The sequence below is a fragment of the Shimia thalassica genome (genome assembly GCF_001458215.1).
Classification (GTDB): Bacteria; Pseudomonadota; Alphaproteobacteria; order Rhodobacterales; family Rhodobacteraceae; genus Shimia; species Shimia thalassica.
Genome location: NZ_CYTW01000002.1, coordinates 254902 through 276688, shown reverse-complemented (window position 1 = coordinate 276688; position 21787 = coordinate 254902). Strand labels below are relative to the sequence as shown.

Below are 21787 nucleotides of genomic sequence, written 5' to 3'. Positions count from 1 at the left end.
AGAAGAAGTTTACATCCGGAAGACGCCGAACTTGGTTTCTTCGATCGGGGCGCAGAGTGAAGCGGAAAGCGAGAGAGCCAAGACGTCACGTGTCTTGCGTGGATCGATAATGCCGTCGTCCCAAAGGCGGGCCGAGGCATAAAGCGGGTGGCTCTGATGTTCGAACATATCCAGCGTGGGTTGTTTGAAGGCGGCTTCCTCGTCTGCGGACCATTCGCCGCCCTGCCGTTCGATAGCGTCGCGTTTGACGGTGGCCAGAACGCCAGCCGCCTGTTCGCCGCCCATCACCGAGATGCGGCTGTTGGGCCAGCTCCACAGGAAACGCGGTGAGTAGGCGCGACCGGCCATGCCATAGTTGCCAGCCCCAAACGAGCCGCCGACCAGCATGGTGATCTTTGGCACTTTGGCGGTGGCGACAGCAGTCACCATCTTGGCGCCGTGGCGGGCAATGCCTTCGGCCTCGTATTTGCGGCCGACCATAAAGCCGGTGATGTTTTGTAGGAACACCAGCGGGATGCCGCGTTGGGCGCACAGCTCGATGAAATGCGCGCCTTTTACGGCACTTTCCGAATAAAGCACGCCGTTATTGGCGACGATGCCAACCGGACAGCCTTTGACATGGGCAAAGCCGGTCACAAGGGTTTCGCCAAAGCGCGGCTTGAATTCATCAAAGCGGCTGCCATCGACAGTGCGGGCGATGACCTCGCGGATGTCATAAGGTGTGCGCAGACCGGCAGGGACCACGCCGAGAATTTCCTCGGGATCATATGCGGGTTCTTCGGAGGCCTGCCATTGAACGGTTTGTGGTTTGCCACGATTCAGGGACTCAACTGCACGGCGGGCCAAAGCCAGCGCATGGGCGTCGTCTTCGGCCAGATAGTCGGCAACCCCCGAAAGGCGCGTGTGCACGTCTCCACCACCGAGATCTTCGGCACTCACCACCTCGCCGGTTGCGGCTTTGACCAGTGGGGGACCTGCAAGGAAAATCGTGCCCTGCTCTTTCACGATGATGGTCACGTCCGACATGGCGGGCACATAGGCGCCACCAGCGGTACAGGACCCCATCACAACGGCGATCTGGGGAATGCCTTTGGCAGACATGTTCGCCTGATTATAAAAAATGCGGCCGAAGTGATCACGATCCGGGAACACTTCGTCCTGTTGTGGCAGGTTTGCGCCCCCTGAGTCGACCAGATAGATGCAGGGCAGCTCGCATTGCTCGGCAATCTCTTGGGCCCGCAGGTGTTTCTTGACGGTCATCGGGAAATAGGTGCCGCCCTTTACGGTGGCATCGTTACAGACAACCATGACCTCTTGGCCCATCACACGACCAATGCCCGCGATCACGCCCGCAGACGGGGCCGCGTTGTCATACATGTCATGCGCCGCGGTTGCCCCGACCTCAAGAAATGGCGAGCCGGGGTCGAGCAGGTTCGCCACCCGTTCGCGCGGTAGCATCTTCCCACGGCTGACATGACGATCCCGCGACCGTTCACCGCCGCCCTGGGTGGCTGTTGCAGCCGCTTCTGCCACGATGCCCAGCGCCTCGAGGTGCGCCGCGCGGTTGGCGGCAAACTCGTCAGAGGTGGTCAGGGCCTTGGATTGTAGTTTGGTCATTTCGGTCTTTCCCTGAAGTTCAGTTGATGCCCTCTTGGGCCTCGAGATAAAGCGCCTGTTCGGCGGTCAAATACATGTGGCAAGAGACAGTGGCGGGTCCGCCGCCTGTACCTCCGCCCCAGAGCGATCTTTCATAGTCACAAGTCGCATCGCGATACGCGATCCATGCGCGCTGCATCTTGACGAGGGCTTCGCCTTGCGACGGCGCGCTGGATCCGAGATCTTGCATCTCTGCATCAATGGCCTTGGCGGCGGTGCGCACCTTTGAGTAGGCCGCGTTCAGGCGTCCGTCCCAATAGAGGCGTTCCTTTTCGAGACATCCGCCCATCCCCACCGTGGATCCGCCCCCCGGAGAGGCCTCCATGCAGGCGTTTGCAGATGTACCGACACAGCTGGTCGGATCCTGATCCTCAACCATTGTCGCAAGACAGCTGATGGTGCCGGTAGGATCAAAGACCAAATCCTGCGCAAATGCTGGAGCGCTTGCCAGACAGGTCAACATGGCACCAGCCAGCAACGTTCTTGTTCTGTGGACGCCCGAGAATACATGCGCGCCCGACGCAGAGTCCGGCGCCAACAGACATGCAGAAAATGAAAGGTCGATATGCATCATATGCAACTCCCCTTATTTATATGGTCCAATTTTAAAGCACCACTTGAGGCACTGACATAAAATTGATCCAGATCAGAGTCTTGGTTGGCGACTCGGCACAGGGTCGGCGGGCAAACTCTGTAATAGGTAAGACAATGAAACGTACGACTGCCGCCTTGGCCCTGACCACTGCTTTGACCGTTTTGGCCAGCCCTCTTCTTGCGCAATCGCAAGGCGACTGGACCGTTGGTGTTGGTATCGCCAACGTGAACCCCAAATCCGACAATGGCACTCTTGCTGGCGCATCTGCCACCATCGACGACAACACCCAGTTGTCGCTGACTGCTGAATACTTTATCCGCGACAACCTCGGTATCGAGTTGCTGGCCGCTTCGCCCTTCTCGCATGACATCAGCCTTGGTGGTGCTTATGCCGGTACAACCAAGCACCTGCCGCCCACAATCTCGCTGAACTATCACTTTGTGACCAAGTCGGCCTGGAAGCCTTTCGTTGGTGTTGGCGTGAACTACACCACTTTCTTTGAAGAAAGCAGCCCGCTTGGCAACCTCAAGCTCGAAGACAGCTGGGGCCTCGCAGCCACCATCGGTGTTGACTATCAGATCAGCGACACCGGATCGGTTCGCTTTGAAGCGCGCTATATGGACATCGAAAGCGACACTTATCTGAACGGTGCTTACATCGGCACAGCTGAGATCGATCCGATTGTTCTGGGCGTATCCTACGTGCACCGCTTCTGATCCTGTAAAATTGCGGTTGGGCCACAACGGCCCAGCCGAATTCATGCGAAAGCCCGTGTGCCCCTCTCGGTCACACGGGCTTTTTTTCATGCACCTTGCGATGCCATTAGTTCACGACCGATCAGCATGCGACGGATTTCCGACGTGCCCGCACCGATTTCCATCAGCTTGGCATCCCGGAAAATACGACCGACAGGGTTGTCACTCAGATAGCCCGCGCCGCCAAAGGCCTGTACGGCCTGATGGGCAACCTTCATGGCTTCTTCAGAGGCATAGAGACAGCATGCGGCAGCGTCCTGACGTGTGATTTCACCACGGTCACAAGCTTTGGCAGCTTCATAAACATAGGCACGCGCCGAGTTCATCGCGGTATACATATCCGCGATCTTGCCCTGCATCAGCTGGAAGCTTCCGATGGGTTGACCGAACTGTTTGCGCTCGACCATGTATGGCATCACCTCATCAAGGCAGGCCGCCATGATACCGGTGCCAATTCCCGCAAGAACCACACGCTCGTAGTCCAAACCGGACATCAGAACCGCAACGCCTTTGCCCTCTTCGCCGAGAACGTTTTCGAAGGGCACTTCGCAATCATCAAAGATCAGCTCGGCCGTGTTCGATCCGCGCATGCCCAATTTGTCAAAATGCGGCGATGTCGAAAAACCCTTAAAGTCTTTTTGAACGATAAAGGCGGTCATTCCGCGCGCGCCTGCATCCGGATCGGTCTTGGCATAGACAACAAGCGTGTCCGCGTCGGGACCGTTGGTGATCCAGTATTTGTTGCCGTTCAGAACATAGCGGTCGTTGCGCTTTTCCGCGCGCAGTTTCATCGACACCACGTCCGAGCCCGCGGATGGTTCTGACATTGCCAGCGCGCCAACGTTTTCGCCCGAAATGAGACCCGGCAGATATTTCTGCTTTTGCTCTTCGTTGCCGTTCAGCTTGATCTGGTTCACGCACAAATTCGAATGCGCGCCATAAGACAGAGACACCGACGCCGACGCCCGTGCGATCTCTTCCACTGCGATGACGTGCGCGAGATATGACATCCCTGCCCCACCGTATTCTTCCGGTGTGGTAATGCCCAAAAGGCCCAAATCACCAAACTCTTTCCAAAGCTCGTTTGGAAATTCGTTTTTCTGGTCGACCTCGGCCGCCATCGGTTTGATCCGTTCCTGAGCAAAGCGGTGCACCATCTCTCGCATGGCGTTGACGTCTTCACCCAGATCAAAATTCATTGTGTGCATGAACATCGCTCAAAACACTCCCATTATTGAACGCTTGTTCATTAAACTAGATCATGTCATGCATTCGATCAAGATTTTTTCCAGACAACCTCAAACAATGTGCTTGCGACATGCGCCCTGACCGCCCTTCAACCGCCCCGCCTCTCGGTCTTGCTGAACTGATTGCGATTGCTTTGGGCGGGATGGTCGGAGGGGGCATTTTCACGGTTCTGGGGCTGAGCGTCGCCACCATTGGGGCATGGACACCCGTCGCCATCGGGCTGGGGGGATGCATCGCTACACTTGCGGCCTATTCCTATGTAAAGCTTGCACTTTTCTATCGTGACGAAGGCGCGACCTATGCCTTTTTCAAGCGCAGCTTTCCCCATCACGACTTCTCGGCTGCGCTTATTGGCTGGTGGGTTGTGTTTGGCTACATTTCGACAATTGCACTTTATGCCTTCACGTTTGCCTCATACGCCATTGCCCCGTTTTCCGATGATCCGTGGCTCAGAAAAATTGTGGCTTGGAGCATCATTCTCGCCTTTGCCGGAGTGAACATCTGGTCGACAAAAGGTATGGGGCGCCTCGAAGATCTACTCGTTTATACCAAGATCGTGATTCTGCTGGTGGTGGCAGGCGTCTTATGGGGCAACGCTTCAATCGGCCTTCCAGAGCTGTTCCCCGTCGACACCCCAATCCCGTTGCTCGGGATCGTGACAATCGCCTCGGTCACCTTTGTGGCGTATGAGGGGTTCCAGCTGGTCATACATGCCATGGATGACATGGCCCGTCCCGAACACAATATTCCCCGGGCAATTTATGCAGCGGTGACGCTTGCCACCGTGGTCTATGTTGTGATCGCTGTCGGAGCAGTGCTTGCCATCCCGTTTGACGAGATCATCGCCAATCAGGAACACGCGCTGGCCTCGGGTGCGGGCGATATTCTGGGGCCGATCGGGACACACCTGGTGATCGCGGGCGCATTGCTCGCCACCATGAGCGCCATTTCCGGCACGCTGTTTGGTGCGTCACGTCTGATGTCTGTCATCGCGCGGGACGGGTTCTTTCCAAAATGGATGGCACCGCGCCCTCGTGGCATTCCCCGCAATGCCGTTCTCTCAATGGCCGGATTTGCTTGCCTGCTGATCCTGATCGGAGACCTGCGTCTGATCCTCGAGTTTGGATCAATCACATTTTTGCTGGTCTCGCTTCTGATGGCTTGGGCCAACCACGTACATCGCGGCAAGACCGAAGCCCATCCCGCGATGACCATCGCCGCCATTGGCGGGCTGTCAGCTGGTGCAATCCTGATTTTGTGGTTCGAAGCCGCGCATGCGCCTGCGCAGCTTGCTTTTGTTCTGGTGCTCTATGGGCTTCTGTCTTTGGGTGCGTGGGTCTTCACAAAGTTGGGTTAAATCCCTGCCCCCGTTCGCACCCACAAAACAGCATCAGCCTTCTTGCCAAACCGCGCTGACTTCGGCGCGAATGATGCTTGCAATAAAGGCGCAGTCCTCGACCGAAAACGTCAGGGGAATGCGCATGTCAATCACACCGGCCAAAACGCGATCCGTCTCAGGCATGGCTTCAGAGGGCGCGTACCGCCATGAATCATAACGCGAAGTGAAGGCAACCGGTTCTGCACCGCCAAACCATTTCAACTCGACCCCGCGCGCCGCACAGCGTTGCAACACATCGTCAATCTTGTCGGCATCCCAATCCAGCAACAGGAACTGAATGGATGACCCGACATAGGTTTCCTGTTCCGGGCGCTCTACCACGGTCAAACCGGGAGTGTCGCGCAGGCCGTCCTCGATCACGCGATAACGTTCGTTCCAGCGCGCAACCTGCTGGTCGAGATCGCGCAATTGCGGACGCAGGATTGCCGCACGCAGATGATCCATGCGGCCGGAAATATTGGGGGTTTCGTATTTCACGTTTTCGAACACTTCCATCGGAGGGCGCGCCAGATGCCGCTCATACAACATGTAGGACCCCGACAGCATGATCGCCTTGGCCATCAACTCATCATCGTCAGAAACCAGCAATCCGCCTTCACCCGAGTTGGCGTGTTTATAGGTTTGCGTGGAATAACAGGCCATCGCACCGTGGCGACCCGACAGGGTTTCTTTCCATTTCGCGCCCATCGTATGGGCGCAATCCTCAACAACCTTTAGCCCTGTCGCGTCACAGATCTCCATCAAAAGATCCATGTCGCACAGGTGCCCCCGCATATGGGACAGCATCAAAACATCCGCTTGGGCGGCTTTGGCGCGCAGATCTTCAAGGTCGATCACAAGGTTTTCGGTCACGCCGACAAAAACGGGAATGGCGCCGACGCTGGCAATCGCACCGGGCACCGGCGCAAGTGTAAAGGCATTGGTCAAAACCTTGTCGCCGGGCTTAACCCCCAAAGCGCGCAAGGATGTGGCAAGCGCATATCCGCCAGATGCAACCGCCAGACAGTATTTTGCGCCCATTTGCGCAGCGAATTCCTGTTCCAGCAAAGCCGTTTCGCCCTGCTCGTCCGGTCCAACATTGTATCGGTGCAGACGGCCACTTTGAAGCACCCGCATCGCGGCTTCGATACCCTCGTCCGGAATGGGTTCTTGCTGTGTGAAACTTCCTTGAAACGTCTCGGTCATAGGTGTGGCCTTACAATCACGTGTCGATGTTCTTATCGCTGCATAGGACACAGTTTCCGCCCATGCGCCAACATAAATCACAATTCCATGTCGCAAACAGACCTCAGAGATCACGCCTGCCTGTTACCGTGTCTTTGGAGGATGAATAGAAACATGGCAAACCCGATCACATTCATTCATGCGCTGACATGGGACTCTTTGTCAGATGCGGTCAAAACGCAGGCAGAACTGAACCTTTTGGACGTCTTGGGGGTCGGTGCAGGCGGTTTTCCCACACCAACGTCCCAAATCATCCGTGACCACGCCCACGAAGATTTCGGCGGCACAATTCCCCTGCTGTTCGACGGGCGCATGGCAAGCCCTCTTGGCGGTGCGCTGGCTGCGGGGATGATGATCGATTCACTGGATGGTCACGACGGGTTCAATCCCGCCAAGGGGCACATTGCGGCCCCCATGGTGCCCGCTGCATTGATGGCGGCCCATGTTGCGAACGCCAGCGGACGCGCATTTCTGGAAGCAGTTGTGGTCGGGTATGAAATTGGTGCGCGCACGGCAATGGCCCAGCACGCCACATGCCCCGATTACCACACCTCTGGCAGCTGGGGCGCGGTTGCGGCGGCGGCAGCGGCCTCTCGTCTAATGGGGCTGGATGCGGATACAACACGGCATGCGCTGGGCATTGCAGAATACCACGCCCCCAGAAGCCAGATGATGCGATGCATCGATTTTCCGACAATGGTCAAAGACGGAGCCGGATGGGGCGCCATGACCGGCCTGTCAGCCGCACGTCTGGCCGCAAAGGGATTTACGGGCGCACCGGCCATAACTGTGGAAGATGCCCCGGACTTTTGGGCGGATTTAGGCGAACGCTGGTACATTCTGGAACAGTATTACAAACCCTACCCCGTTTGCCGCTGGGCACAGGCGCCCATGGAAGGCGCAATGGCATTGCAGCAAACTCATGATGTCGGGACAAGCGACATTGAAAGCATCGAAATTCACACGTTCCTTGAATCAGTCAGGCTGGCGACAAAGCGTCCTCGCAACGGCGAAGAGGCGCAATATTCGACATCCTTCCCTGTTGCCGCCGCACTGGTTCACCAAGACGTGCGCCCCGAACATCTTGAGGGGGCGGCCCTGCAGGATGCCGAAGTGCTGCGCCTGTCAGATGCGACCGAGGTCATCGAGTCCGATTTCGCGAACGAAAAGTTTCCCGCGCAACGGTTTGCGCGCACGACATTGCGTTTGAAGAACGGCACAAAATTGGAAGGGGCTTGGATGGAACCCAAATGGGATCATACCAAACCGCCCACAGCCCAAGAGTTACGCGATAAATTTCACGGTCTGGCCGATCCCGTGATCGGCGCCGAACGCGCGATGCACATTGAAAACGGTCTGAGAGAGCTGGCGAACGGTCCCCTCTCGACCCTCACCGATCACCTGTTCACGCCGATCAAATCCTGAACCATATCTGGCAAGTCCGCGTAATCATGCAAAAGAGCTTCTGGTGTGAGCGCCGCCATGTCTTCGCCGCTGGGGCCAAAAGTGACAAGTACTGACGGCACGCCCGCAGCACGCGCTGTTTCCCGGTCGGTCACGCTGTCTCCGATCAAAAGGGTTTTGGCTGGATCGCCCCCCAGACGGCGCGCGGTTTCAAACAGAGGTTCGGGATCGGGTTTGCGCACCGCAAGCGTATCTGCCCCGACCAATGCCCCAAATGCGTCCCGCGCCCCCAATGAGGCCATAAGCTGTTCTGCCAATGCTTCGGGTTTGTTGGTACAGATCCCAACGCCATAACCCATCGCGCTTAGGTCTGCGACAGCCTGCATCGCGCCGGGATAGAGGAATGTATGGGTGTCGATGGCAGCGCCGTAGGCCTCGAGCAACATGGGATAATAGCTGTCGACCAGAGCCGCATCCATGCGTCCGAGCCGCGTCAGACCCAGTGTCAGCATGGCTTTGCCGCCCCGCAACGCAGTTCCCGCATCGGTTTCAACGCGCAAAACGTCGCCTTCCCCCATCGCCTGAAAACACGCATTGGCCGCCGCCAAAAGGTCTCCGCTGGTGTCCGCCAGCGTTCCATCAAGGTCAAACACAACCGTTCGCATACTGCTCTCCTGCCTGTTATGGCGTATTTTCGCCCATCGCTGTTACACTGCGTAACGCCTTTTGATGGCCCGCGGCCTTGCGCCGATGCCTTGAACGGATAAAACGGGCAAACAACAAATACAAAGAGAAAACACGTATGAGCACTGCACTTGTCATCCTTGCCGCAGGCAAAGGCACGCGGATGAACTCGGATATGCCGAAGGTTCTGCACCAGATCGCGAACGCTCCGATGTTGATTCACGCCATGCGTTCCGGCGCGCCTCTGGACCCCGAGCGTACCGTCATTGTGGCAGGTCACGGGTTCGACGCGGTGAAAGCGGCGGTCGAAGACTATGATCCCGAGGCCACCGTGGTTTTGCAGGAAGAGCAAAAAGGCACCGCACATGCAGTAGACGCCGCGCGCGCCGCATTGGCCGATTTTGACGGCGACGTGATTGTCCTGTTTGGGGACACACCTTTTGTGCGCTCCGAAACTCTCGAAAATATGGTCGCCGCACGCAAAGACAACGCCGTGGTTGTTCTGGGCTTTGAAGCTGCAGACCCCGGCAAATACGGCCGCCTTGTAATGGATGGCGACCAACTCTCTGCGATCGTCGAGTATGCGGATGCCACCGATGAACAGCGCGCCATAACATTCTGTAATAGTGGCGTTATGCTGGCCGGTCGCGAAGAGATATTCGCGTTGATCGACGCCGTTGAAGCCAACAATGCGCAAGACGAATATTATTTGACAGACATCGTCGGTATCGCACGCGGCAAAGGGCTTTCGGTGACGGCCGTTGCCTGTGAAGAAGAAGAAACCCTTGGCATCAATTCGCGCCTGCACCTGTCGCAGGCCGAAGCCATTTTTCAGGCACGGGCACGTGCAGAGTTGATGGACCTCGGGGTCACGCTGCAACAGCCAGAAACCGTCATGCTCAGCCATGACACCATCATCGGGCGCGACACCGTGATTGAGCCAAACGTCTATTTCGGGCCCGATGTAACAGTCGAAAGCGGCACGCACATCCGTGCATTCTCGCACCTTGAAGGCTGTCACGTGTCGCGCGGCGGGGTTGTTGGCCCCTATGCCCGCCTGCGCCCCGGTGCCGAGCTGGCAGAGAACGTTCGGATCGGCAATTTCGTGGAAATTAAAAACGCCATCCTCGACGAGGGCGCCAAGGTGAACCACCTGAGCTATATCGGTGATGCCTCTGTGGGCCATGACACCAACATCGGTGCGGGCACCATCACCTGTAATTACGATGGCGTGATGAAGCACAAAACCACGATCGGGGCGAACGCCTTTATCGGGTCGAACACAATGCTGGTCGCGCCCGTCACCATTGGGGATCAGGCGATGACGGCAAGCGGATCTGTCATCACGTCAGACGTCCCTGCCGAAGCTTTGGCTCTGGCGCGGGCCAAGCAGGTGACCAAACCGGGTCTCACCACCAAAATGTTCGATTTATTAAAGTCTAAAAAGAAAAAGCGGGATGAGGGAGCGAATTAATGTGTGGAATTGTCGGGGTACTTGGAAATCACGAAGCGGCACCAATCCTTGTTGAGGCGCTAAAGCGGCTTGAATACCGCGGCTATGACAGCGCCGGAATTGCCACCGTCAACCACGGGACGCTGGACCGTCGTCGTGCCGTTGGCAAGCTTGTGAATTTGTCCGACCTGTTGGTGCACGACCCCCTTCGTGGAAAATCTGGCATCGGGCATACGCGCTGGGCAACGCACGGCGTGCCCTCTGTTGTGAATGCCCACCCCCATCAGGCGGGCCCCGTTGCCGTTGTTCACAATGGCATCATTGAAAACTTTCGCGAGCTTCGCGCCGAATTGCAGGATGCGGGCATTCAGTTTGTCACCGAAACCGACACTGAAACCGTCGCCCTGATGACGCAGCGCTATATCGCTGAGGGTCTTGAACCTGTCGAGGCCGCACGTAAAACCCTGTCCCGTCTGGATGGTGCCTTTGCCTTGGCTTTCCTTTTCGAAGGCGAAGACGATTTGATCGTTGCGGCCCGCAAGGGATCGCCGCTTGCCATCGGGCACGGCGAAGGCGAAATGTTCGTCGGCTCAGATGCGATTGCACTGGCACCGCTCACGGACCGGATCACCTATCTAGAGGAAGGGGACAGCGCCGTTTTGACACGCACGTCCCTTGAAATCCGGAATAAAGACGGCGAGGTCGCCAACCGCGAAGTGCGCACGATCCATCTGGATCAGGCACAGGTCGACAAAGGCGGTCATAAACACTTTATGGCAAAGGAAATTGCCGAACAGCCCAACGTCATTGGCGAAGCGGTACGTCACTATCTGTCGAACGACGGCAACGCCGTGGCCCTGCCCGGGGATGATATTGATTTCACCAAGATTGAACGGCTGACGATGGTTGCCTGTGGCACCGCCTTTTACGCCTGCATGACCGCCAAATACTGGTTCGAGCAGCTGGCCCGTATCCCTGTCGAAATCGATGTTGCTTCTGAATTCCGCTATCGTGAACCTCCGATCCCGAAGGGAACTCTGGCCCTGTTTGTGAGCCAGTCGGGAGAGACAGCGGACACGCTTGCGGCGCTGCGGTATTGCGAAGGCAAGGCAGACAAGATTGTCTCGGTCGTGAACGTGCCCGAAAGTTCGATCGCCCGCGAAAGCGACGTCGCCCTTCCGATCCTTGCAGGGACGGAAATCGGTGTGGCTTCGACCAAGGCCTTTACCTGTCAATTGACCGTGCTCTTGATGTTGGCCCTGAAGGCCGCAACAGACCGTGGCACGATGACCCCCGAAGAGGTTCAGGAAAAGCTGAACGCCTTGCGCACATTGCCCGGCATCCTGAACACCGCTCTCGAGCGGGAAAGCGCCTTCAAAGCCGTTGCGCGCAAACTGGCCGAGTCACGCGACATTCTGTTTTTGGGTCGGGGGCTTATGTACCCCCTCGCACTTGAAGGCGCCCTGAAGCTAAAAGAAATCAGCTATATACACGCCGAAGCTTATGCATCAGGCGAACTGAAACACGGCCCCATTGCGTTGATCGACAAACACGTGCCTGTTGTTGTGATGGCCCCCAGAGACGGCCTTTTCGACAAGACCATCAGCAACATGCAAGAGGTCATGGCCCGCAACGGAAAAGTGCTTTTGATTACGGACGGTGAAGGTGCCGGCGAAGGCTCTCAGGGGGTGTGGGATGTCGTGACGCTGCCCGAGGTTGATGACGTTCTGACGCCAATCCTCTATGCGATTCCGGCCCAGCTTTTGGCCTATCACACGGCGGTTGCAAAAGGCACAGATGTGGACCAGCCCCGTAACCTCGCCAAATCCGTAACAGTCGAATAATGGCAAAACAGTTCGACAAAATCGAAACGCCGCATCGCGCCTTCATCGAAGCGCAACACCTGTTCTTTGTGGGGTCGGCAGCCCCCACCGGACGGGTCAACATCTCTCCCAAAGGCATGGATAGCCTGCGCGTGCTGTCACACAACCGCATCATCTGGCGGAACCTCACCGGAAGCGGAAACGAAACCGCGGGCCATTTGAAGCAATCCAACCGCATGACGTTAATGTGGTGCGGATTTGAAAAGCGCCCCATGATCCTTCGGGCTTATGGCAGCGCCCGGACCTTGCACCGCCGCGATCCCGAGTTCGACGAACTTAACGCTCTTTTCCCCGAAATCGTCAGTGCCCGTCAGATTTACGATATGCACGTTGACATGGTACAGACTTCTTGTGGATATGCCGTACCGTTCTATGACTTTGTAGAAGACCGCGACACACTGGCCAAATGGGCAGAAGATCGTGGCCCAGAAGGCATCCAAACCTATTGGGAAGACCGTAACCAACATACCATTGATGGTATGCCCACTGACATTCTCGGAGATCCCGATGACACTTGACGATGCACTGGCCGCCTTGAAGGCCCATATTGAACCGGGACGTGCGGAAGGCATGGCCGACTATCATAAGGTTCCCCGCGAATATCTGGGCATTCCCAATCCCGCCCTGAACGACCTGACAAAAGAGTGGCGCCAGACGTTGACCGTGGAAGAACGCGTCGCCCTTGCAGATCAATTGTGGCAGACCAACATCTTCGAGGCGCGACTGGCGGCGGCAAAGCTGTTGACCCAAGCGCGCATTCGCCCCGACGATGCGGTTTGGGACCTGATCAAATCCTGGGTTCCGGACTTTGACAGCTGGGCGATCGCAGATCACGCCTGTATGGCTGGGCAAAAGCGCCTGATCGCGGACCTGTCCCGTGTGGACGAGGTTGAAGAATGGACCAAATCAGACAGCCACTGGACCCGTCGTGCCGCGATGGTGATCACCCTGCCGTTTACAAAACAGAACCACCCCAAGCCAGACGAGCTGGCGGTGCGGCAACGTGTTCTGGGCTGGGCCGCGCGCTATGTCGGTGATCCAGAATGGTTCATCCAAAAGTCGGTTGCGTGGTGGTTGCGGGATCTTTCCAAACATGATCCGGCACGGACGGATTATTTTCTCAAGAACTATGCAAAGAAAATGAAGCCCTTTGCACGCAAAGAAGCCGCGAAGTTCCTGCCGAAAGACTAGCTTTCTCAGAAGGCTTCAACGCTGACTTCTGCAAGATCGGTTAGCGGAATTCCCAAAGCCTGCATCGCAGACAGGGATATCCGCGAACCGGCCGAAGCCTCGCCTTCGATCGGCACAAGCGTGACATCCTGAGTGCGCCCTTTGTAAGTCACCCTGCCGGGTTGGTTTGTGGTAACCTTGGGCGTTTTCAGCCACATACCCGCCTCAGCCGGATCGCCGAGCGACGCAATCGTCGTGCCCAGCGGCCCGCTCACGCTTGTGGCGGCGACGGGCGAAACCACGGCGGAACCATCGGGACGCGAAACAGGACGCACAGTGCCATCTGGCAAGGGTGCGACCTCTTCTGAGGATGCAGCGGGTGCTGCGTTACCATCGCCGGTTGCCCATTGCGGCAAGCTGTTGCAGGCGCCAAGCGCAAGACAGGCAAATACACCGGCACCTATTTTGACTTTGTGCATTAATGCATCTCCCCTTGCTCGCCCACGGTTCTGGCACTACCTATAGTCTTATGACTGCACCCTTGATCGACCCCTTCCAACGCGCTGTCAATTACTTGCGTGTTTCGGTAACCGACCGTTGCGACTTTCGCTGTGTTTATTGCATGGCGGAAAACATGACCTTTCTGCCCAAGAAAGAGCTGCTCACTCTGGAAGAGTTGGATCGCCTCTGCACATCCTTCGTCGACCTCGGGGTTGAAAAGCTGCGCATCACGGGCGGGGAACCGCTTGTGCGCCGCGATATCATGACATTCTTCAACGCGATGGGGCGCCATCTGGAAAGCGGCAAGCTCAAAGAGTTGACTGTCACCACCAATGGCTCGCAGCTCGAAAAATACGCTGATCAGCTTTATGCCGCAGGCGTGCGCCGAATCAATATTTCGCTCGATACCATTGATGAGACAAAATTTGCCGAAATCACCCGTTGGGGTCGCCTGCCTCAGGTTCTCAAGGGGATTGATGCCGCGCAAAAGGCCGGGCTTCGGGTAAAAATCAATGCGGTTGCGTTGAAGGGCTTCAACGAAGACGAGCTGATCCCGATTACACAATGGTGCGCCAGCCGCGATATGGATCTGACATGGATCGAGGTTATGCCGATGGGCGACCTTGGGAACGAAGACCGTCTGGATCAGTATTGGGCCCTGAGCGATCTGCGTAACACCCTGCGCGAGACCTATACCCTGACCGACCTTGCAGAGCGCACGGGCGGACCGGCGCGGTACGTCCGGCTGGAAGAAACCGGCCAGAAGATCGGGTTTATCACGCCCCTTACCCACAATTTCTGTGAAAGCTGCAATCGCGTGCGTTTGACCTGCACTGGACAGCTTTTCATGTGCCTTGGTCAGGAAGATATGTATGACCTGCGAGAGCCCCTGCGGGCCTCGGCGGACAATGCGATGATCGAAGACGCCATTCGCGCCGCGATTCGTCTTAAGCCCAAAGGCCATGACTTTGACTATTCCCGCCAGAAGGTTGACGGCCAGATGACCCGCCACATGAGTCACACCGGCGGCTAATATGGCACCTGCCCCTCTGACTTTGACGATACGCCTTTATAAAGCGTTGACCGCTATTGGCGCGCCCTTGGCGTTGTGTGCTGCACGGCGCAGGTTCGAGGCCACAAACGGCCCCATGGATCGTCTGACAGAACGCAAGGGGCAACCGTCGCTGGCGCGGCCCGACGGGCCTTTGATCTGGATGCATGCCGTCAGCGTGGGCGAGTTTCTCTCGATTTTGGATTTGGTCGGCGATCTTGTCAAACGCGACACCTCGGTTTTGGTGACAACCACAACCACGACAGCCGCAGATATTGCTGCCAAACGCCTGCCCGAGGGCGCATTTCACCAGTTTGCGCCACTCGACACGCCTCAAGCCACCCGCAGATTTCTGGACTTCTGGGCGCCTGATCTTGCCATTTTCGTCGAGAGTGAAATCTGGCCAAATCAGATTTTGGCCTGCGAAACGCGCGGCATTCCGCGTGCCTTGATCAATGCCCGCCTCTCGGCCAAGTCTGTGGCAAGCTGGCACAAGCGCCCCAAAACGGCACAGGCCCTGTTTTCCCGATTTGACCGCATCATGTGCCAGACCGACAGCACACGCGATGCTTTGGCCGCCTTTGTCACAAAGGACGCAGCCCTTTCCACCTCGGGCGACATGAAGGCCGCGGCGGCCCCGCTGCCGGTTGATACAGCCGAAGCGCAAACTCTGGGTGTCGATATTGGCGACCGTCCTGTCTGGGTGGCCTCATCGACCCACGAAGGCGAAGAAAGCATCGTTTCCGCCGCCCATGGCATTGTGACAAGTCAGGCCCAAAATGCACTCTTGATCCTTGCCCCCCGCCATCCCGAACGCGGAGATGCGATAGAAACCCAGTTACGTGCGGATGGCTGGAACGTTGCCAGACGCAGCGCAGGCACCCCCATCACCCCCGAGACGCAAGTCTATCTTGCGGACACGTTGGGGGAAACGGGTCTGTGGTATCATTTGTCACCCATTGTTTTGGTGGCGGGTTCCTTTGCTCCTGTCGGGGGACACAATCCCTATGAACCGGCCCATTTTGACTGTGCCATTCTGCATGGTCCGCTTTATGCGAATTTTGCACAAGCCTATGGCGAGATGGCAGACTGTGATGCCGCGCTTGAGGTCGAAGATGCCACGGCCCTTGGGCTGAGCGTGGCCGGCCTGTTCAACAGCCCGCGCCTCAGAACCTTGCAAGACAACGCCCACACCTATGTCACGGCTGCCAAAAACAACCGCGACACCGTTGTGCAAACCCTTCTGTCCCTCAGAACCTAAAGAGGCTGCGGTGGACTATGCCCAACCTCTCCTCACCCCATAAACCTATCCGGTTGCGGACTGCTGCTGGTTTTCTGCCGCGCGTTCCAGATTTGGATAGCGCCACGCCAACGTGATCGCGCGCGCGACAAAGCTGATCAGGATGGCCATCCAAAGCCCGTGATTTCCAAAGGCCGGCATCAGAACCAGAACCGCCGCGATATAGATACCTGTCGACACAACCATCATGTTGCGCATGTCCCGTGTACGGGTGGCGCCGATAAAAATGCCGTCCAGAAGAAAGGACCACACACCCAAAACCGGCGCAAGAACCGCGTAAGGCAGATATTGATAGGCCTCAGCGCGCACGCCTTCTGCGGTGGTCAAAAGATCAATGAGCGCCCTGCCCCCGAGAGCAAAGCCAAGAGTCATCACCACGACGATTGCAACGCTCCAAATGCTGCTGAGAACCGCAGCACGGCGCAGCGCGGCCCGGTTTCCAGCGCCAAACGCCTGCCCGACGAGCGCTTCTGCAGCAAAGGCAAATCCGTCGAGCGCATAGGCCGACAGAGACAGGAACTGCATCAGTACCTGATTGGCGGCTAGGGTCACGTCGCCCAGCCGCGCGCCGAGAAACAGGAAAGACATGAAGATCCCCTGAAGCATGAGCGACCGCATCATGATGTCAGAATTGACAATTCCCAACTGGCGCAATCGCACACGGTCAAACACCTGATCCCAATCCAGCCAGTCGCGCCCCCTCCAAACTTCACGGCACAACCAGATCCCCAGAAAAAGGCCGCTCCATTCCGCAAGAAAAGTCGCAAACGCAACACCGGACACGCCCCAGCCCAGCCCGAGAACAAACCAAAGGTCGAACAGGATATTCAGGCCGTTCATCCAAAGCTGTAAAATCAGCACCGCGCGGGTGCGTTCAAGCGCAATCAACCACCCCGTGACGCCATAAAGCGCGATCATCGCCGGCGCGCTGTAGACACGGATCGCAAGGTACTCTCTTGCCATGGTTTCGACTTCGGCGCTTGCTGGCGACAACTGAAACCCCAGCCAAAACAGGGGCACCTGAAGCGCGATGATGCCCAACCCCGCCACAAAGCCGATCATCACGACACGGGTCAGCATCACCGAAACCTCGGCCGTGTTGCCGGCACCGTGGGCTTGTGAAGTGAGACCGGTTGTTCCCATCCGAAGAAAGCCGAACAGCCAGTAAAGCGCGGTCAGAATAGTTGCGCCAATGCCGACGGCGCCAATCGGGGCCGCCGCGCCAAGTTGCCCGACGACGCCGGTGTCCACCAATCCCAACAAAGGGATCGTGGCATTCGAAATCACAATCGGAACGGCGGTTTTGAGAACCCGGCTGTGTGTGATCGCCGCGGCGTCAGTCATCCTTGGAAGCAGGCATCAGAAAGTGGCCCGTGGCCTGCGCGAACAGTTTACCGCGCTGATCCTGCCATGCCTCGACATGCACACTGGCATACCTGCGCCCTGACCGGTTCACCCGTGCACGCGCATAGGAATCACGCGGCAGCCCGGACCGCAGGTAATCGACACTGAAATCAATGGTCTTTGGCAGCCGCGGCAAATGCCCCAGTGCCAACTCATCCGTGTCAAAACGTCCGGATTCGATCTCTTCCCAGAGATTGGACCACGCCAGCCCGATCACAGCGGTTGTTTCGAGGAAACCGGCAATGGCACCGCCATGCAAGGCGGGCAGCATCGGGTTGCCGATAAGCTTTTCGTCAAAGGGCATCACCGCCGTCAATTCATCACCGCGACGGTCGAACTCGATCCCCAAAAACTGAACATAAGGCACACCATGCACCAGGCCGTTCAGCGCGGCATCGCGACGTTGCTTTACGATCTGGACGGGTTCGGGACGTTTACGGGCCATTTATTTACCCTCCACAGTAAAGGCGCCGGTCGCTGTCGCCACCGGACGGTCAACGTCATCATCCATCGCGACCGCACGCACAAAGGCAACAGAGCGCGTGATGTGATAGCATTCCGCGCGGGTGACGATGGTCTGGCCCGGCGTTGCCGCACGCATGTAGTCAATTCTCAGATCGATTGTGGCTGTCCCCGCCGGAGAAGACGGATGGCTCATCGCCGCTGCACCGCAGCAAGTATCCATCAAAGACGACACCGCCCCGCCGTGAACAACGCCGGTTTCCGGATCGCCCACAATGCGAAGATCATACGGCAACGACATCTCGGCCGTCCCGTCACCAATATTGGTCAGCTTCATATTCAGCGTCTTGCAATGTGGCACCGCGCTAATGAACTGTTCCGCCATCTTCAATTTTTCGGGGTTCATATTTTACTCCGTCATTCTCGGGGCCAACTATGTCCTGCATTTTGCATCCGCGGCAAGGGGGCGGTTGCACGAAATAAAATTGCGTCCTAAGTTCTGCGCCGAGGAGAATTACCAATGTCTGATGCGCGACTGTCATTTAAAGAAATGTGTAGCAAGTTCGACGTGACGCCAAGAACCTTGCGTTACTATGAGTATATTGAACTTTTAGAACCCGAACGTGAGGGACGGTCGCGGTATTTCGGCTCTCGCGAAATCGCGCGTATGACCCTGATTATGCGTGGACGGCGATTCGGCATTAAGCTTGAGAACATCCGCCAATGGTTGATGATCTACGAACACGAAGGCAGCGCGGCGCAAATGCAGGCGTTTGTTGATATGGCAGATCGCCAATATGCCGAGTTGGAAGAACAAAAGGCACAGCTTGACGAAGCGATGGACGAATTGAAATCTCTTCGCGACGAAACCGCCGTTGCTTTGGCAAAGCTGTGATGTCTGTTTTAGAGTGTTGCGGGGTTCTTGCCCCTGAATTGATTTTCTGTTTTTGAACCACATGTGTTTGTCAGGGTGCTTTTTATTTCGACAACAACGCCGTTGGCCACATGATCGCACACAGATTGCCACGCGACTGCTGAACATCTTTATGCGTCGGGGCCGCCCATGATGCCTCCCTCAACGAAACGCCAATAAACCCAAGCGTTTCAGGGGGCGGTTTCGCTGCTATCATCGCAAATAAGTTTCGTCCGTCCATTTGTCGCGGCCGAAACATCCGACAAAACCACCCGTTCCAAGCTGATTTTGCCAAAATTTTTCGGCGAAAAATCGCCCATATCTCGAAACTGTTACTTTACCTTCACAAACGCAACGTCAACTTTAGAAGTGACGTAGCGTTTCGATTACGTCAACGTAAAGCACCGTTGTAACCATTGCTGCAGATACCAACCTGTTCATGGAACAACAAAGACGAGGTTGTCGAAATGACTGACGGAACACTGACGATACGCGAGATGTGCGATGCATTTGATGTAACGCCCCGCACGCTGCGCTTTTACGAAGCCAAAGAGCTTTTGTTTCCGATCCGCGAGGGTCAGAAACGCCTGTTTACCAAACGTGATCGTGCACGGCTCAAGCTGATCCTGCGCGGCAAGCGGTTTGGGTTTTCGCTCGAAGAGATTCGCCAGTTGCTCGATCTCTATGACATGGGCGATCAGCAGGCGACCCAGTTGCAGCGCACCTACGAGGTGGCACAGCAGCGCCTGCAAGACATGGAAGAACAACGCGATGAGCTGAACGAAGCCATCGACGATTTGAAAGAACAGTTGAAGTGGGGCGAAAAAATCATCGTCTCGTTCAACGCCTCGAAAAAAGCCGCAGAGTAATTAGGGAAGAGACTCATGCCGACATACACAGCCCCCGTAAAAGATCTTCAGTTTGTCCTGCACGATGTTTTGAACGTCGCCAACTCGGACATCCCTGGCTATGCTGATTTGGAAGCCGACTTTACCAACGCCGTTCTGGAAGAAGCTGGCAAGCTGACCGGTGACGTTTTGGCGCCACTGAACGCTGTAGGCGATCACGAAGGCTGCCGTCTGGAAAACGGGATCGTCTACACCCCCACCGGCTTTAAGGCTGCTTTCGAGCAAGTCAAAGAAGGCGGCTGGACAGGTCTGGACATGCCCGAAGAATACGGCGGCCAAAACATGCCGTATGTTTTGGGCACGGCTGTCGGCGAAATGTTCTCGTCTTCGAACCAGGCCTTCACAATGTATCAGGGTCTGACCCACGGCGCCGCAGCCGCCATTCTGGCGCACGGCACTGACGAGCAGAAAACCAAATGGCTGCCCAAAATGGTTTCGTGCGAATGGACTGGCACCATGAACCTGACCGAACCGCACTGCGGCACCGATCTTGGCCTGATGCGCACAAAAGCAGAGCCACAGGACAACGGCAGCTACAAGATTTCGGGCCAGAAGATCTTTATCTCGGCCGGTGACCACGACATGGCGGACAACATCGTTCACCTTGTTCTGGCCAAAGTGCCCGGTGGCCCCGAAGGCATCAAAGGTGTGTCCTTGTTCATCGTCCCCAAATTCAAGGTCGACGACGAAGGCAACATCGGCGCGCGCAACGGCGTGTCTGTTGGCAACATCGAAAAGAAAATGGGCATCCACGGCAACTCGACCTGTGTGCTGAACTATGACGAAGCAGAAGGTTATCTTCTGGGCGATCTGAACAAAGGCATGCGTGCCATGTTCACCATGATGAACGAGGCCCGTCTGGGTGTCGGCATGCAGGGTCTGGCCGCGGCAGAAGTCGCCTATCAGAACGCGGTTGATTACGCCAAGGACCGTCTGCAAGGGCGCGCCGTGACCGGTGCGGAAAACCCCGAAGGTCCGGCCGACCCGTTGATCGTGCACCCCGATATCCGTCGTTCGCTTATGGATCAGAAATCATTCGCAGAAGGCGCGCGTGCGTTTATCCTGTGGGGCGCAAACCTGATCGACCAAGCGCACCGCTCGAACGACAAAGACGCTGACGGCCTTGTGTCGCTGATGACCCCTGTCATCAAGGGCTTCCTGACCGACGAAGGCTATGACATGACCGTGAAAGCCCAGCAAATCTATGGCGGCCACGGCTATATCGAAGAGCACGGCATGTCTCAGTTCACCCGTGATGCCCGCATCGCGATGATCTACGAAGGTGCCAACGGCGTTCAGGCGCTTGATCTTGTTGGCCGCAAACTGGCCCAAGATGGCGGCAAACATGTCATGGCCTTCTTTGATCTTGTGAAAACCTTCTGCAAGGAAAACGGCGACGACGAAGCGTTGAAAGATTTCATTGAACCGCTCAAAGCGGCCTCAAAGGATCTGCAATCTGCGGGCATGTACTTTATGCAAACCGGCATGAAGAACCCCAACGATGCACTTTCGGGATCGAACGACTTTATGCACCTGTTCGGTCATGTGTGCCTGGGCCTGATGTGGGCCAAGATGGCAAAGGCCGCGACGTCAGCATTGGCCAACGGCACATCTGACGCTGCGTTCTACGAGACCAAACTGACCACTGGCCGTTATTACATGGCACGTCGTCTGCCCGCGACAGGAATGCACCTCGCGCGCATCCAGTCCGGCGGCGACACTGTGATGGCTCTGAGCGCAGAAGCGTTCTGATTTACGGCACGGGCGGGGATCCCCC

21 protein-coding genes are annotated in these 21787 nt (G+C 56.9%); 12 read left to right on the top strand and 9 right to left on the bottom strand.

What is annotated here, in order from left to right; all coding sequences use genetic code 11:
• Nucleotides 1–9: 9 nt before the first annotated feature.
• Entirely contained in the window at nt 10–1617 is a 1608-nt protein-coding gene (locus tag PH7735_RS11235) for a carboxyl transferase domain-containing protein (RefSeq protein ID WP_058311467.1), read from the bottom strand.
• A gap of 19 nt (nt 1618–1636) precedes the next feature.
• Nucleotides 1637–2230, bottom strand: coding sequence for a lysozyme inhibitor LprI family protein (locus PH7735_RS11230; RefSeq protein WP_233488306.1), 594 nt, complete (start codon nt 2228–2230; stop codon nt 1637–1639).
• A gap of 134 nt (nt 2231–2364) precedes the next feature.
• On the opposite strand from PH7735_RS11230, the gene PH7735_RS11225 reads away from it, so the two are divergent.
• The gene (locus PH7735_RS11225) at nt 2365–2967 is read left to right on the top strand and encodes an OmpW/AlkL family protein (protein WP_058311466.1); all 603 of its coding nucleotides are present in this window, start codon (nt 2365–2367) and stop codon (nt 2965–2967) included.
• 86 nt (nt 2968–3053) lie between these two features.
• On the opposite strand, the gene PH7735_RS11220 is transcribed toward PH7735_RS11225, so the two are convergent.
• The gene (locus tag PH7735_RS11220) at nt 3054–4220 is read right to left on the bottom strand and encodes an isovaleryl-CoA dehydrogenase (RefSeq protein ID WP_058311465.1); all 1167 of its coding nucleotides are present in this window, start codon (nt 4218–4220) and stop codon (nt 3054–3056) included.
• 104 nt (nt 4221–4324) lie between these two features.
• Here PH7735_RS11220 and PH7735_RS11215 point away from each other — a divergent pair, with 104 nt between their 5' ends.
• Complete coding sequence (locus tag PH7735_RS11215) at nt 4325–5611, top strand: APC family permease (protein WP_058311464.1); 1287 nt, start codon at nt 4325–4327, stop codon at nt 5609–5611.
• A gap of 33 nt (nt 5612–5644) precedes the next feature.
• On the opposite strand, the gene PH7735_RS11210 is transcribed toward PH7735_RS11215, so the two are convergent.
• Nucleotides 5645–6838 (bottom strand): DegT/DnrJ/EryC1/StrS family aminotransferase, encoded by a 1194-nt coding sequence (locus PH7735_RS11210; protein WP_058311463.1) that lies wholly within the window; start codon nt 6836–6838, stop codon nt 5645–5647.
• A gap of 153 nt (nt 6839–6991) precedes the next feature.
• Here PH7735_RS11210 and PH7735_RS11205 point away from each other — a divergent pair, with 153 nt between their 5' ends.
• Complete coding sequence (locus PH7735_RS11205) at nt 6992–8302, top strand: MmgE/PrpD family protein (protein WP_058311462.1); 1311 nt, start codon at nt 6992–6994, stop codon at nt 8300–8302.
• On the opposite strand, the gene PH7735_RS11200 is transcribed toward PH7735_RS11205, so the two are convergent.
• Nucleotides 8275–8946 carry an HAD-IA family hydrolase gene (locus PH7735_RS11200; RefSeq protein ID WP_058311461.1) on the bottom strand — a complete coding sequence of 224 codons (672 nt, stop codon included), beginning with the start codon at nt 8944–8946 and terminating at the stop codon, nt 8275–8277. The genes PH7735_RS11205 and PH7735_RS11200 overlap by 28 nt on opposite strands.
• Nucleotides 8947–9083: 137 nt before the next feature.
• Here PH7735_RS11200 and glmU point away from each other — a divergent pair, with 137 nt between their 5' ends.
• The 4 genes from glmU to PH7735_RS11180 are packed head-to-tail and all read left to right on the top strand — an operon-like array spanning nt 9084 to nt 13492.
• Nucleotides 9084–10439 carry a bifunctional UDP-N-acetylglucosamine diphosphorylase/glucosamine-1-phosphate N-acetyltransferase GlmU gene (gene glmU / locus PH7735_RS11195; protein ID WP_058311460.1) on the top strand — a complete coding sequence of 452 codons (1356 nt, stop codon included), beginning with the start codon at nt 9084–9086 and terminating at the stop codon, nt 10437–10439.
• Nucleotides 10439–12262: a glutamine--fructose-6-phosphate transaminase (isomerizing) gene (glmS, locus tag PH7735_RS11190; RefSeq protein WP_058311459.1), complete on the top strand. Its 1824-nt coding sequence runs from the start codon at nt 10439–10441 to the stop codon at nt 12260–12262. Before glmU ends, glmS begins: the two co-directional genes overlap by 1 nt.
• The gene (locus PH7735_RS11185) at nt 12262–12819 is read left to right on the top strand and encodes a pyridoxamine 5'-phosphate oxidase family protein (RefSeq protein WP_058311458.1); all 558 of its coding nucleotides are present in this window, start codon (nt 12262–12264) and stop codon (nt 12817–12819) included. Before glmS ends, PH7735_RS11185 begins: the two co-directional genes overlap by 1 nt.
• Nucleotides 12809–13492, top strand: a complete 684-nt coding sequence (locus PH7735_RS11180; RefSeq protein ID WP_058311457.1) for a DNA alkylation repair protein — start codon at nt 12809–12811, stop codon at nt 13490–13492. The genes PH7735_RS11185 and PH7735_RS11180 overlap by 11 nt, the downstream gene beginning before the upstream one ends.
• A 5-nt stretch (nt 13493–13497) precedes the next feature.
• On the opposite strand, the gene PH7735_RS11175 is transcribed toward PH7735_RS11180, so the two are convergent.
• Nucleotides 13498–13950: a hypothetical protein gene (locus PH7735_RS11175; RefSeq protein ID WP_058311456.1), complete on the bottom strand. Its 453-nt coding sequence runs from the start codon at nt 13948–13950 to the stop codon at nt 13498–13500.
• A 50-nt stretch (nt 13951–14000) separates the two neighbouring features.
• Between PH7735_RS11175 and moaA the strand changes: the two genes are divergently transcribed.
• Nucleotides 14001–15005, top strand: a complete 1005-nt coding sequence (moaA, locus tag PH7735_RS11170) for a GTP 3',8-cyclase MoaA (protein WP_058311841.1) — start codon at nt 14001–14003, stop codon at nt 15003–15005.
• 1 nt (nt 15006) lies between these two features.
• Nucleotides 15007–16284, top strand: coding sequence for a 3-deoxy-D-manno-octulosonic acid transferase (locus PH7735_RS11165; protein WP_058311455.1), 1278 nt, complete (start codon nt 15007–15009; stop codon nt 16282–16284).
• A gap of 45 nt (nt 16285–16329) precedes the next feature.
• Here the strand turns inward: PH7735_RS11165 and PH7735_RS11160 are convergent, their stop codons facing one another.
• The 3 genes from PH7735_RS11160 to PH7735_RS11150 are packed head-to-tail and all read right to left on the bottom strand — an operon-like array spanning nt 16330 to nt 18595.
• Nucleotides 16330–17667 carry an MATE family efflux transporter gene (locus PH7735_RS11160; protein ID WP_058311454.1) on the bottom strand — a complete coding sequence of 446 codons (1338 nt, stop codon included), beginning with the start codon at nt 17665–17667 and terminating at the stop codon, nt 16330–16332.
• Nucleotides 17660–18172, bottom strand: coding sequence for a PaaI family thioesterase (locus tag PH7735_RS11155; protein ID WP_058311453.1), 513 nt, complete (start codon nt 18170–18172; stop codon nt 17660–17662). The genes PH7735_RS11160 and PH7735_RS11155 overlap by 8 nt, the downstream gene beginning before the upstream one ends.
• On the bottom strand, nt 18173–18595 hold the full coding sequence (locus PH7735_RS11150; RefSeq protein WP_058311452.1) for a PaaI family thioesterase: 423 nt from the start codon (nt 18593–18595) through the stop codon (nt 18173–18175). It abuts the gene before it with no gap.
• A 114-nt stretch (nt 18596–18709) separates the two neighbouring features.
• On the opposite strand from PH7735_RS11150, the gene PH7735_RS11145 reads away from it, so the two are divergent.
• The 3 genes from PH7735_RS11145 (at nt 18710) to PH7735_RS11135 (ending at nt 21762) form a co-directional block, all read left to right on the top strand.
• Nucleotides 18710–19084, top strand: coding sequence for a MerR family transcriptional regulator (locus PH7735_RS11145; protein WP_058311451.1), 375 nt, complete (start codon nt 18710–18712; stop codon nt 19082–19084).
• 485 nt (nt 19085–19569) lie between these two features.
• Nucleotides 19570–19971 carry a MerR family transcriptional regulator gene (locus PH7735_RS11140; protein WP_058311450.1) on the top strand — a complete coding sequence of 134 codons (402 nt, stop codon included), beginning with the start codon at nt 19570–19572 and terminating at the stop codon, nt 19969–19971.
• Nucleotides 19972–19986: 15 nt separating this feature from the next.
• A complete protein-coding gene (locus PH7735_RS11135) occupies nt 19987–21762 on the top strand; it encodes an acyl-CoA dehydrogenase C-terminal domain-containing protein (protein WP_058311449.1) in 1776 nt (591 codons plus the stop codon).
• Nucleotides 21763–21787 lie beyond the last annotated feature (25 nt).

Coding starts and splice junctions, on each gene's coding strand:
- PH7735_RS11205 (WP_058311462.1), top strand. CDS start 6,992: ATGGCAAACCCGATCACATTCATTCATGCGCTGACATGGGACTCTTTG.
- glmU (WP_058311460.1), top strand. CDS start 9,084: ATGAGCACTGCACTTGTCATCCTTGCCGCAGGCAAAGGCACGCGGATG.
- PH7735_RS11140 (WP_058311450.1), top strand. CDS start 19,570: ATGACTGACGGAACACTGACGATACGCGAGATGTGCGATGCATTTGAT.
- PH7735_RS11145 (WP_058311451.1), top strand. CDS start 18,710: ATGTCTGATGCGCGACTGTCATTTAAAGAAATGTGTAGCAAGTTCGAC.
- PH7735_RS11180 (WP_058311457.1), top strand. CDS start 12,809: ATGACACTTGACGATGCACTGGCCGCCTTGAAGGCCCATATTGAACCG.
- PH7735_RS11150 (WP_058311452.1), bottom strand. CDS start 18,595: ATGAACCCCGAAAAATTGAAGATGGCGGAACAGTTCATTAGCGCGGTG.
- PH7735_RS11175 (WP_058311456.1), bottom strand. CDS start 13,950: ATGCACAAAGTCAAAATAGGTGCCGGTGTATTTGCCTGTCTTGCGCTT.
- PH7735_RS11135 (WP_058311449.1), top strand. CDS start 19,987: ATGCCGACATACACAGCCCCCGTAAAAGATCTTCAGTTTGTCCTGCAC.
- PH7735_RS11200 (WP_058311461.1), bottom strand. CDS start 8,946: ATGCGAACGGTTGTGTTTGACCTTGATGGAACGCTGGCGGACACCAGC.
- PH7735_RS11185 (WP_058311458.1), top strand. CDS start 12,262: ATGGCAAAACAGTTCGACAAAATCGAAACGCCGCATCGCGCCTTCATC.
- PH7735_RS11210 (WP_058311463.1), bottom strand. CDS start 6,838: ATGACCGAGACGTTTCAAGGAAGTTTCACACAGCAAGAACCCATTCCG.
- PH7735_RS11215 (WP_058311464.1), top strand. CDS start 4,325: ATGCGCCCTGACCGCCCTTCAACCGCCCCGCCTCTCGGTCTTGCTGAA.
- PH7735_RS11165 (WP_058311455.1), top strand. CDS start 15,007: ATGGCACCTGCCCCTCTGACTTTGACGATACGCCTTTATAAAGCGTTG.
- PH7735_RS11220 (WP_058311465.1), bottom strand. CDS start 4,220: ATGTTCATGCACACAATGAATTTTGATCTGGGTGAAGACGTCAACGCC.
- PH7735_RS11160 (WP_058311454.1), bottom strand. CDS start 17,667: ATGACTGACGCCGCGGCGATCACACACAGCCGGGTTCTCAAAACCGCC.
- moaA (WP_058311841.1), top strand. CDS start 14,001: ATGACTGCACCCTTGATCGACCCCTTCCAACGCGCTGTCAATTACTTG.
- glmS (WP_058311459.1), top strand. CDS start 10,439: ATGTGTGGAATTGTCGGGGTACTTGGAAATCACGAAGCGGCACCAATC.
- PH7735_RS11235 (WP_058311467.1), bottom strand. CDS start 1,617: ATGACCAAACTACAATCCAAGGCCCTGACCACCTCTGACGAGTTTGCC.
- PH7735_RS11225 (WP_058311466.1), top strand. CDS start 2,365: ATGAAACGTACGACTGCCGCCTTGGCCCTGACCACTGCTTTGACCGTT.
- PH7735_RS11230 (WP_233488306.1), bottom strand. CDS start 2,230: ATGATGCATATCGACCTTTCATTTTCTGCATGTCTGTTGGCGCCGGAC.
- PH7735_RS11155 (WP_058311453.1), bottom strand. CDS start 18,172: ATGGCCCGTAAACGTCCCGAACCCGTCCAGATCGTAAAGCAACGTCGC.